Source organism: Arthrobacter sedimenti, from assembly GCF_042652025.1.
Taxonomy (GTDB): Bacteria; Actinomycetota; Actinomycetes; order Actinomycetales; family Micrococcaceae; genus Arthrobacter; species Arthrobacter sedimenti.
This window is the reverse complement of record NZ_JBHSDQ010000004.1, coordinates 144,906-156,455: the sequence shown is the minus strand read 5'-3', so window position 1 is coordinate 156,455 and position 11,550 is coordinate 144,906. Positions and strand designations below refer to the sequence as shown.

Annotated in this window: 8 protein-coding genes; 4 read left to right on the top strand and 4 right to left on the bottom strand. The window is 65.2% G+C overall.

Features of this window, described 5'->3' with window-relative positions; translation table 11 throughout:
- Positions 1–75: 75 nt before the first annotated feature.
- Complete coding sequence (locus tag ACFO0G_RS11275; protein WP_376977663.1) at positions 76–555, top strand: Lrp/AsnC family transcriptional regulator; 480 nt, start codon at positions 76–78, stop codon at positions 553–555.
- A 7-nt stretch (positions 556–562) separates the two neighbouring features.
- Here ACFO0G_RS11275 and ACFO0G_RS11270 read toward each other — a convergent pair whose 3' ends face one another.
- Entirely contained in the window at positions 563–1,465 is a 903-nt protein-coding gene (locus ACFO0G_RS11270) for a LysR family transcriptional regulator (protein WP_376977661.1), read from the bottom strand.
- A gap of 117 nt (positions 1,466–1,582) precedes the next feature.
- Here ACFO0G_RS11270 and ACFO0G_RS11265 point away from each other — a divergent pair, with 117 nt between their 5' ends.
- The 3 genes from ACFO0G_RS11265 to ACFO0G_RS11255 all read left to right on the top strand — a co-directional run bounded on the left by ACFO0G_RS11265 (position 1,583) and on the right by ACFO0G_RS11255 (position 6,664).
- A complete protein-coding gene (locus ACFO0G_RS11265) occupies positions 1,583–3,016 on the top strand; it encodes a M20 family metallopeptidase (RefSeq protein WP_376977659.1) in 1,434 nt (477 codons plus the stop codon).
- Between the two features lie 16 nt (positions 3,017–3,032).
- Positions 3,033–4,328 (top strand): MFS transporter, encoded by a 1,296-nt coding sequence (locus ACFO0G_RS11260; protein ID WP_376977657.1) that lies wholly within the window; start codon positions 3,033–3,035, stop codon positions 4,326–4,328.
- A 344-nt stretch (positions 4,329–4,672) separates the two neighbouring features.
- Positions 4,673–6,664 (top strand): rhamnogalacturonan lyase, encoded by a 1,992-nt coding sequence (locus ACFO0G_RS11255; protein ID WP_376977989.1) that lies wholly within the window; start codon positions 4,673–4,675, stop codon positions 6,662–6,664.
- 69 nt (positions 6,665–6,733) lie between these two features.
- Here ACFO0G_RS11255 and ACFO0G_RS11250 read toward each other — a convergent pair whose 3' ends face one another.
- The 3 genes from ACFO0G_RS11250 to ACFO0G_RS11240 form a co-directional block, all read right to left on the bottom strand.
- Positions 6,734–7,693 (bottom strand): SRPBCC family protein, encoded by a 960-nt coding sequence (locus tag ACFO0G_RS11250; RefSeq protein ID WP_376977655.1) that lies wholly within the window; start codon positions 7,691–7,693, stop codon positions 6,734–6,736.
- 135 nt (positions 7,694–7,828) lie between these two features.
- Positions 7,829–8,554, bottom strand: coding sequence for a polysaccharide deacetylase family protein (locus ACFO0G_RS11245; RefSeq protein ID WP_376977653.1), 726 nt, complete (start codon positions 8,552–8,554; stop codon positions 7,829–7,831).
- A gap of 248 nt (positions 8,555–8,802) precedes the next feature.
- The gene (locus ACFO0G_RS11240; protein WP_376977651.1) at positions 8,803–11,439 is read right to left on the bottom strand and encodes an exo-rhamnogalacturonan lyase family protein; all 2,637 of its coding nucleotides are present in this window, start codon (positions 11,437–11,439) and stop codon (positions 8,803–8,805) included.
- Positions 11,440–11,550: the final 111 nt, after the last annotated feature.

Sequence of the window (11,550 nt, the reverse complement as noted above, 5' to 3'; positions counted from 1 at the left end):
AAATTGGGACGCCTGCGCAACAGGATTGGATCAGGTAGGACAGATCCAGCAGTTGGAAGGCCTTGGAGTGGCAAAATGCTCAGTATGCACCCTATTGACGCGCTGGACGCAGAGATCCTCCTCACACTGGACCGGGACCCGCAGGCGACGGTCCTGTCCCTCTCAAGGACGCTGGGCGTGGCACGCAATACCGTGCATGCCCGGCTCCGCCGTTTGGCCGGCGACGGCAGCCTGGGCCCTTTCAGCCAACGGGTTCGGACCGAGGCGCTGGGCCTGCCGCTCATCGCCTTCATCTCGATTTCCATCAGCCAGTCCTCCAGCGACCTTGCTGTTGCAGCGCTGCAGACCATCCCGGAAATCATCGAGATGCACGCCACCACCGGGGATGCAGACCTGCTTGCCAAGGTGGCCGCGCGGGACCCGGCCGACCTGCACCGGATCACCAACGCAATGCTGGCAATTGACGGCGTCGTCCGTACCAGCACCGCCATGTCGCTGGTGGAAGTGATGCCCACCCGGACTGTGCCGCTGCTGCAGGCTATGGCGCGGAAGTAGTGGCGCCCTAGTCGAACAGTTCCAGGGCGTCGATGAGGGCGTCCACGAACGCTGTGAGGATCGCGGGTTGGGTGCGGCCGGTCATGGTCTGGATCTGGCCCTGCCGCTGGCGCAGCACCGGATGGTCCAGGTTGACCAGCACCAGGTCCTCGCGGTCCCGCCGGTCCAGGGAAAGCCCGCTGACCAGGGAAACGCCTACCCCTGCCCGCGCGAACTGGATCACCGGGTTGATGTGGTCGCTTTGCAGGCTGATGGAGGGAGTGAGGCCCTCAATCTGCATGGCGAGGTCCAGGAGTTCGCGCTGGCTGGACCCCGGTGCAGTGATGGCCAGTTTGTAGCGGCACAGGTCCTGGAGGGTGGCTCGGGGCTGGCCTGCCAGCGGATGCCCGGGCGCCACCAAGGCGAAGGCGACGGGGGTGGGCATGGAGTGCTCCACAGTGACCCTGGACTGCGGTCCCAGGGAAAACACCGCGGCAATGTCCGCCTCTCCCTCGGCAACCCGCCGTGTGCCCTCCGATGATGAGACGACATCAAGGTGGAACTCCACGTCGTCATGCTGGCGGCTGAAGTTGGCGATGGCTGACGGGACCCAAACGCGGGCAAAACCTTCGGCGCAGGCCACGCGCAGGGTCCGGGTCTTCCGCTGCATGGACACCAACAGTTCTTCCCGGACAGCTGCCCCTTCGGCCTCGGCACGCCGCACATAGGCGAGCAGGAGCCGTCCGGCCTCAGTCAGCTCCACACCACGCGCATGACGGTTGAACAGTGGTGTGCCCAACGACGATTCCAGTTTGTTGATCTGCCGGCTGATGGCCGACGCCGAGACGTGGAGCTTCACGGCCGCCTCGGTGAGGGTGCCCTCCTGCGCGACGGCGTGGAAGTACAGGAGGGCCGGGGTGAGCATGTTCATGAGGGGGTGTTTCCTGCCGGTTTGCATCCAAGTCAAAGCTCGTCGACAAAATGATACTGGTTGTTTGGGCTGGACAGCCCTAATTTTGAACTCACGTTCCAACAGCAACGGGGAGTAATGATGCAGCAACGCGAACAACTGACGGCGGCAGCAAGGCAGTACGTGGATTCGGGCCGCTTCCAGGAGGACTTGGAGAGGATCGTCTCCTATCCGTCAGAAAGTTCGACGGCGGAAGGCCGGGTTGCGCTCAAGTCATACCTTGACGAGGTGGTTGAGCCGGCGTTTGTTTCCCTTGGCTGCTCGGTGGAGCGATTCGACTCCTGGCGCAGCGGCAACAATTCCTTCCTCCTGGCCACCCGGCAGGAAAGCCCCGAGCTGCCGACAGTTCTTTGCTACGGCCACGCGGACGTGGTGGACGGACAGGCCGCGGGCTGGACCAGCGGCAGGAACCCCTGGGTGCTGAGCGACGAGGGGGACCGCTGGTATGGCCGGGGTTCCGCCGATAACAAGGGCCAGCACTGGCTCAATATCGTGGCCCTGCGGCTGCTCCTGGAACAGCAGGGGAACCTTGGCTTCAACCTGGTGTTCCTCTTGGAAGGGGCAGAAGAGATTGGGTCCCCTGACCTGGCGGATTTCGCCCGTGAACACCGCGAGGCCCTGCAGGCGGACGTCTTTCTTGGGTCGGACGGGCCGCGCCTGGCCGCAGACAACCCCACGCTGTTCCTGGGTGCCCGCGGCGGCATGACCTTCCACCTGACGGCCGACCTCCGCGGCGGGTCCTACCACTCGGGCAACTGGGGCGGCCTCCTGCGGAACCCGGCCACCACCGTGGCAGCTGCGGTGGCATCCCTGGTGGACGGGCACGGCATGATCAGGCTCCCGGAACTGCTGCCCGCCGGAATCCCGGATTCAGTGGCCGCGGCGCTGGAACTCATCGACGTGGTCCCCCAGCCGGGCGACCCCAAAACCGACGCCACCTGGGGTGACCGGTCCCTCAGTCCGGCCGAGCGGTTGTACGCGTGGAACACCCTGGAGGTCCTGGCCCTCGGTGCCGGCAACCCTGCCAAACCCGTGAACTCAATTCCCGGCTCAGCCAGCGCCAGCCTCCAACTCCGGTTCGTTCCCGGAACGGACATGGCAAACCTTGAGTCCGCAGTCCGGCGCCACCTCGATGCGGCCGGATTCGCCATGGTGGACGTCAGAGTAGGCCAGTCCTTCCCCGCCAGCCGGCTCGACCCAAACAGCCCCTGGGTCGCGTGGGCCCTGTCGTCCCTGGAGGAAACCACTGGGCGCAGCCCAGTGCTGCTGCCCAACATCGGCGGATCGCTGCCGAGTTTCGTCTTCGCCGAAGTCCTTGAACTGCCCACGCTGTGGGTTCCGCATTCCCATCCCGGCTGCCAGCAGCACGCCCCGGATGAGCATCTCCTCAAATCGGTGGCGCGGGAAGGCCTGCAGATTGCGGCCGGACTCTTCTTCGACCTCGCCACCACCCCCACTCCAGCCGGCAACCCCCGCCCCGGGGCCGCCGTTCCCGCCGGCTCCGCTTCCTGAAATCCCTGGAGCCCCCATGACCATCCCGCAGCAAAAGAACCAGCCCGGCGTCGTCCAGGCGGAGGGCACGCAGTCCGCCACCCGCGGGATCGTTGCCGCCACCATCGGGAACGCACTCGAATGGTTTGACATTGCCATCTACGCACTCCTGGCCATCTACATTGGCCGGAACTTCTTCCCAAGCCACGATCCCGGCGTCGAGCTGATCCAGGCCTTTGCCGTGTTTGGCGTCTCCTACCTCATACGCCCGCTCGGCGGCCTGGTGCTGGGTTCATTTGCCGACCGGCACGGCCTGAAAAAGGGCTTGACCGTCACCATCCGGCTGATGGTCCTGGGGACGGCCCTGCTGGCCTTCATGCCCAGCTACGGAACCATCGGCATCCTGGCTCCGATCGGAATCGTCCTGGCCCGCCTGATCCAGGGCTTTTCTGCCGGCGGAGAGTTTGGTGCCGCCACCGCCTACCTGATCGCGCAGAACGGCAAGCGGAAAGGGTTCCTGGGCAGCTTCCAGTTCGCGAGCCAGGGCCTGGGCGGCCTGCTGGCCGCGATCCTGGTGGCCGTTCTCACCACCGTCCTCTCGGATGCCCAGATGACCGAATGGGGATGGCGCATCCCCTTCCTTTTCGGACTGCTGGTGGGCCCCGCCGGCTACCTGATCCGCAAGGAGATGAAGGAGGTTCCCCTTCCGGAAAAGCCGGAGGACGAAAAGCACTCGCCCATCCGGGACGTGTTCGCCACCCAGAAGGTGGGCATGCTGATCGCCGCTGGCGCGCTGGCGGTTTCCACCGCCCTGAACTTCATTCTTCAGTACATGCCCACGTTTGCCATCAAGGAACTCGGCCTGGAACCCGGCATTTCCTTCACCTCGCTGATCATCACAGGCGTCATCCTGACCTTTGGAACACCGGTGGTGGGTCACCTTTCGGACAAGTTTGGCCGGATGGCCATCATGGTGCCCACCGTGGTGGTGCTGCTGGTCGCCGTCGTCCCGCTGTTCCTGTGGGTGATCAGCGCCCGGTCCTTCCTGGTGCTGGCCCTGGTGATGACCGTCCTCGGTCTACTAAAGGCGGCGTATTTCGGTGCCCTGCCGTCTGTCATGTCGGATTGCTTTGATGCCCGGGCCCGTGCGACGGGGCTCTCCTTCAGCTACAACACCGCTGTGGTGGCCTTCGGCGGCTTTACCCCAATGATCGCCTCCTACTTGGTGCAGCAGACGGGACAGGCGGTGGCCCCCGGCTACTACCTTGCCGTCATCGCGATTATCAGCATCGTTGCCCTCGTGGCGGGAGTGAAGTTCCGCGGCATCCGCTGACCCCATTAGATGCCCGCTCACCTCTGGCAGGCTCCCATCGGACGCCCGCTCTCCTTCCACTCAAAAGGAGAGCCGGCGTTTCCGGCTGGGTGTCAAAGGTGACAGAGCGTGATGTCCAGAAACAATCGTAAAAGAACAAATTCTCCCAATCCCTTTCGGTCAAACCCTTGACCTTGTTTGTCACGCGCTGGTAGACCTAAAGGGCAGAAAGCGCTTCCTCGTAGTTCACATCCCTCGAAATCACTCGCGAGGGGTCGGAACGCCGTACGAATGAAACGTTCCAAAACCAGCGGTGTCTAAGCCGCCGCTGCATCAAAGGAGATGTTCTTTTGGCATACCCCTCAATGTGTTCCCCGAAATCCCGGGCAGGCGGGGCGTGGAAGGCGGCGCCGGCGGCAGCGGCCACCCTCGCTGCCGCCGCCCTGGCCTTTACAGGCGTCCCGCTTGCCGCCGCTGACCCTGGTGCGGGAAACCCTGCCGCTCCCGTGGCTCCGGCAAATTCGGGCCTCGCCCGGCAGGTGGAAAACCTGGACCGCGCCCCGGTTGCCGTCCTGACCGATCAGGGCGTTTCGCTGGGCTGGCGAATGCTGGGCCTGGACAAGGACAGCATTGGCTTCCAGGTCATTCGCGACGGCGCCATCATCACCGACGAACCCATCCGGGACACCACCACGTATCTGGACCCGGATGGCACGAAGGACTCCAAGTACGTCATCAAGACCGTGGGCAACGGCAACGGGCAGGACAAACTCAGCGCCGAGTTCAGCCCGCTGGCGCAGAACTACCTGCCCATCAAGCTGGACAAGCCCGCGGACGGCGTCAGCAAGGACGGTAAGCCATATACCTACAGCGCCAACGACTCCAGCGTGGCGGACCTGGACGGTGACGGCGCCTACGAGATCATCCAGCTCTGGAACCCGTCCAACGCGCAGGATAACTCCAAGTCCGGCTATACCGGCAACGTCTACGTGGACGCGTACAAGATGGACGGCACCAAGCTGTGGCGGATCGACCTGGGGCGCAACATCCGCGCGGGTGCCCACTACACCCAGATGCTGGCGTACGACTTTGACGGCGACGGCAAGGCGGAGGTGGCATTCAAGACGGCGGACGGCACCACCGACAACGCGGGCACTGTCATCGGTGACCCCGCGGCCGATTACCGCACCAGCGCCGGCTATGTCCTGTCCGGTCCGGAGTTCCTCACGGTCTTCAACGGTGCCTCCGGCACCATCATGGACACAGTCCCCTACGATCCTCCCCGCGGCAGCGTTGCGGCCTGGGGTGACAACTACGGCAACCGGGTGGACCGCTTCCTTGCCGGTGTGGCCTACCTGGACGGCGAGCACCCGTCCATGATGTTCAGCCGCGGCTACTACACCCGCACGGTGTTGGTCACCTATGACTTGGTGAACGGCAAGCTGGTGAAGCGCTGGAAGTTCGACTCGGACGTGGCGGGGGCCGAGTACAAGGGCCAGGGCAACCACAACCTGTCCGTGGCGGATGTGGACCAGGACGGCAAGGACGAGTTCGTCTTCGGCTCCATGACCATCGACGACGACGGCGCGCCGCTGTACAACACAAAGCTGGGGCATGGCGACGCCATCCACACCGGCGACCTGGATCCCTCGCGCCCCGGGCTGGAGACCTTTGCCGTGCACGAGAGCATGAAGGAAAGCGGCAACCGGGGCGCCACCTTCCGTGACGCCGCCACCGGCGAGGTGCTGTGGAGCATCCCGGCGTTCAAGGACACGGGCCGCGGTGCCACGGGCGACATCGACCCGCGTTTCCCGGGCTCGGAGAGCTGGGCAGTAGGTGGGGACGCGGCCTGGAACTCCACCGTGGGGTACCTGATGTCTGCCAAGGGTGAGCGGATCTCGGACAAGATCCCGGCCGCCAACTTCATGGCGTGGTGGGACGGCGATTTGCTGCGCGAGATCGTTGACCACGATTTCAACGCCGAGGTTGGCTATGGTGTCCCCACCATCTCGAAATGGAACTGGGAAACCGAGTCCAGCGACCGACTGCTGACTGCTACCGGGGCACGTACCAACAACTACACCAAGGGCAACCCGTCCCTGCAGGCGGACCTCCTGGGTGACTGGCGCGAGGAACTGGTGTTCCCGTCGGCGGACAGCACCGAGCTGCGGATCTACACCACCACCTCGCCCACTGAGGTCCGGCTGCGCACCCTGATGCATGATCCGATGTACCGCACGGGCGTGGCCCGCGAAACGGTTGGCTACAACCAGCCGCCGCACCCGAGCTTCTTCATCGGCGAGGGAATGCAGGCTCCGGCCGCGCCGGCTGTCTTCTACGCGGGCAAGACGAAGTAAACCTGCCCGGACGCAAGAGCGCCGCCCGCCTTGGGGGAAGGCAGGCGGCGCTTGCTTGTGGGGGACGGGTCAGTGACCGCCGAGGTTGCCGCCGACGGGCGGCAGGCCGCCTTCGGTGCTGCGGTCACCCTCACGCCGTTCGCCTGCGCTCAGGTTCTCGCCTGCCACCGTGTCATCGGACTCGCCGGTGGTGTCCACCAAACCGTTGGTCTGGTCGAACTGGTGGCCGATCCTGCTGTCGTCCAGGTCGGCGACGGAACCGGTGGAGCCGGCTGCCGCCGTCGTGCCCGCTGCGGGGATCCCGGTGCCCGCGTCCGCCGCGCCGGTGGTGGCGCCGGTGGTCAGGGGCTCTGCAGGAACCACCGGTTCCGCCGGAACCACGGGGGTGGTCTCCGTAACCGTCACGTCAGTGGTCTCGGTCTTGTCCTTGTTGCTGCTGGCCGCCATCGCTGCTGCCGCGCCCGCAGCAGCTGCGATGCCTACGCCGGCCGCAACCTTGCCGGAGACGCCAGCCTTGCCGGAGTCACCACGGGATGCGCCCGCGTGTTCAACACCGGGGGTACCCACAGCGGAACCGGCGTTGACGGATCCGCGCCAGGCGCCGCTGGCGTAGCCCTCATCCTCGATAAATTCCTTGAACTTCTGCAGGTCCGATTCGGCCTGGCGGTCAACGACGTTGAGCTTGTCGCCCACCTTCTCGACGATGCCTTCGGGCTCGTATTCGAGAGTCAGCTGGATGGAGGTCTGGCCGCCTCCCACGTCCTCGAAATCCACCGCGCCGGCGTTCGTGGCGCCTTCGGTGGCGGCCCAGGCAACCCTGCGATCCGGGACCTGCTCAAGGACTTTGGCTTCCCACTGCCGGCGGACGCCGCCGATCTCGGCCACCCACTCGAGCCGGTCGTCGCTGAGTTGCGTAACACTCTTGACGCCGCCCATGAAGTGCGGGAACTCCTCGAACTGGGTCCACTGGTTGTAAGCCGTGCTCACCGGTACGTTCACCAGAATGCGTTTTTCCACCTTCGTGCTCATAACGTCTCCTTCGCTTTGTTACCGGGAACCGATGACGTGGTAAAAATCATCAGCATGCTTACCAACATACCTTTTGGTCGGTTCGGTTTCCAGAGCGGGCGGTGCAAAAGGTGAAACCGGCGGTGCCTGGCCTACCTATGGCGCCACCACGACGCCATACGAGCCTTCGTTGAGGGCATTGGCCGTTGGGGAGGGAGCAACCACGCCGAAGTCGTAGCCCTTGGCGCGGATTGCGTCGATGGTGCCGGCCAGGTAGTCCCATTGGGAGGCGGGGCAGGACAGCACGTCGTTGGCGTCGTGGAGCAGGATGATTGCACCGGGGGCAACTTCATCCAGTACGTACTTCTGGACTGCAGCTGCGCCGGGGCACTCGTAGTCGCCGGGTTCGCCGACCTCCCAGTGCCACTGGATGCCTCCGCTCATACCGATGCTCCTGATGTAGTCCATCGTGTAGGGGGTGCTGTTTCCGAACGGGAAGCGCATCAGCGTGGGCGTTGTGCCGGTCACGGCCTTGATGGCGGCGTTGGTGCTGTCGATTTCCTGCTTCTGGTTGGCCTGGGTGAGTTCCGGGAAATTGGAGTGGTTATACGAGTGGTTACCAATGGTGTGGCCCTCGTCCTTGATCCGGCGGACGAGGTCCGGGTACTGCTGGACATGGGAACCTTGGAGGAAAAACGTGGCCTTGACGCCCTTCGCTTTGAGGGTGTCCAGGACAAAGGCGGTGCGCTGGGGCGACGGCCCGTCATCGAAGGTCAGGCCGATCAGCGGCTTGTCGGCGGCGTTTGCTGCGGGGGCGCCCGCCAGCAAGCCCAGTACCAGGCTCGCGGCTGCCAGAGCCACGACGGCGATCTTGCTCTTCATGGTGCTCTTTTCCCTTCCCAAGGTTGCTTTCAACCTTGTTTAGGTGAGCACCCTATGGCGGGCTTAAAGCGGGTGTAAACAGGTGGCAGGCGTCGACTGGGTAACTTCTGTTTACGCGCCAAAAGGGCGTTATGCAGGCGTTACCTTTCGCTCCACCAGGCCGGGGAAACGGACGACGGCGGCACGCTGCTTTCCAGGGAAGGGAAAGCCAGGTGCCGCCGTCGTTGGTCCCGGCTGGGGACGACGCGTCAGTCCAGGTGGTCGCCCACCAGTGCCAGGTTCTGGATTACCGCAAGCCCAAACTGCGCGGTGTCATTGGTGGAGACCGTGGGCGCTTCATCCACCGGCAGCAATACGTACGGCGGTTCGATCTTCCGCAAGGTGAACGCGGATTCGTGGTTAAGGTGCTCCCCGCCCTCGGCAAAGCTCACCCAGGCCCGGGCTGCCAGGTCACGGTCCTGCAACCTCGACGCCGCATAGGCCGTGAGCCGGCTGTGCGCCTGGGTGAGGTAGATGCCCTCCAGTGGCTGGTCCACAGCTTCCACCTGCTCCTCCTTGGTGGCCAGGAACAGCCGGCAGTACTGCAGCCAGGCGCGCTCGAACTCCGGATCATCCACGAGATCAACCAGTTCGCTGCAGATCTCCACCAACCCGAACACGGCGCTGAGGTGTGACACCGAAATCTGCTCCCGGCCCGTATCGAACCGGCCCTTGTCCAGGTCATACAGTGCTTCGCCGGTGAGGAACCCGTACTTGAGCGCCCCGATGTCCGCCATGGTGCCCAGCAGCCGGTCCCGTGAGCGCGGATTGCAGGTGCGTTCCCAGTCCGTCAGCCAGGTGGCGGCGAGCGATCCCCAGTCCGTGCCGAGCCCGACGCCCAGGGCGCCGCGGTTGGGCCGGTAGGTGGCGGCGTCCGGCCGGACCTTGCGGACCGGGTCCAGGCCCAGGAAGTTCTGGTCGCTGTCCACGAGCTCGGTGAGCAGGTCCCCGGTGCGCTCGTCCGCCGTCAGATAGTAGTAGAAGCGGCGGTATGCGGGGGTGCTGATCCGCAACTGCTTGGCGCTGCAGCCCCAGTGCTGGACATTGTGCCGGGAGCCCAGCCCCTTCCATGGGCCCAGGTGGTACACGTCCACCTCGCCGGTGTGCCGCGTCATGGCCTCCGCGAAACGGAAAATGTCCGCCCGGCCCGAGCGCAGGTAGGAGTACCAGAGCCAGAGATCGGGGGAGAGCTCGGAATTGTCCCAGGCATAGCCGCCCACGTCATAACGCCAGACGTGCCGGTCGAAGTCGTAGGTGTGCATCACGTCGCCGTAGTTCCAGAAGCCGTACCACCGGCGCTGCTCCACCTGCCCGGCGTAGAAGTCGAACAGGAAGTCCAGCCGGTCCTCCAGGCGGGCACGCGCCGGAGTGCTGCGGTCCACAGGGGCCCAGTCGCCGAAAACCCCCACGGAGTGCAGGTATTCCGGAGTGGCCTGGAGCAGGGCCGGGGTGGAGGCGGAGGCAGCATCCGCGGCCAGGCTTTCGGTGGACGGGGTGGCCTCATAGGCGAACATGGTCAACTCGTGGGTACGGGCAATGCCCGTGGGATTGCCGAACCCCGGTTCATAGTCCTCGTACGTGATCTCAAGGCCCTCAAGCTGTTCCTCAAACGTGTCCTGGCCCAGGCCATCGTGGTAGAACCGCAGGTCCATGGGCTGCGCTTCGGGCGAGTAGAGCCAGGCGGTGACCGTTGCCTCGCCGGTGGCGGCGCCGCGGATGTCCAGCTGCCCCGGATGGGACTGCCAGAAGTCCTTGATCCCCACGCCCAGGCCGCCCCGGGTATCGCTGAGGGAACAGAAGCCCGCCGAACGCGTTCCGCCGGAGATCCCCACCCAACCGTGGCCGGCGGCGGTGCGCTTGCGCAGTTCGAAACCGTCCGCGTTGAGCTGGCTGAGGGTGTAGTCGCCCCAGGTGGGGATCAGGTGCAGGCGGCCGGAGACTTCCGGGTTCCAGGCATCCGCCGGGGGAGTGGGGCGGCCGGCGATCTGCGCCTCCCGCACCTCCGCGCCGGGGTCCCGGCGCAGTCCCGTGAGTCCGCGCACCGCCTCGGTGAGGAAGCCGCCGTCTGCGCCCGCAATGCGGATATGCCGGTCGTGCAGGTCGGCCTCCAGCGGCACGGTGAAGCGCACGCCGAGTCCGGCCAGGAAGTCCTGCTCCGCGTCCCCGTCCCAGATAAAGGAGTGCACCATCCGCACGCTGCGGGCATTGGCGTAGAAGTAGAACCGCACCACGAATGGCAGCCACTCCCGCTTCCCGTTGTCCGGCGCGTCCGGGCGGTGGGCGCCTTCCAGCCGAACCACCGCGCGGACGGGGCCGCTTTGTTCCAGGGCGACGGCGGTGACCTCACCCGTGAAGGCCTGCCGGCCCACCGTGCCCTCGCCTTCCGCAACGCCGTCCTGCAGGAGGCTGACCAGTCGTGCGTCGCGGGCAACTTCCCGGCCGTCCCGGGCCAGGCTGCTGAACAGGGTGGAGCCGCTGCGGTTGATCATCATCTCCAGGACGCCGGTGTCCACAACCAGTGCGTCGGCACGTTCGGTGACTCTGACTGAAGCACCGTCCGACGCCGGCTGGCTGGCCGCGGTGGTTGTGTCGCCGTCTGACGTCACCTGGTAGCTGTCCGACGGTGCCTCTGTTGCCGGCAGGGCGATGCCTGCCCACTTCAATGAGGAGTCCGGCCAGGTGGCCAGGGGCCATGCCTGGCTGGGCACCCGGGTGCCGGCGGCATCGGTAACTGTCAGGGACTCCACTCCGGGCACTGTCCCGCGTGGGAACGGCATGCCCCAGGTGGTTCCGCCGATTTCCGTAGGGGCCTGTCCGTCGATCCACCGGATGAGACTGTCCGCCATGTATCCAACTCCGTTGTCCTGAAAGCGTTTTCTGATACGTTTCAAAATAGCCTCGGAGATTCGTACCCGCAAGGGGTGTTCCACGGAGTGGGAGGGTTGAGTGGATCTGAG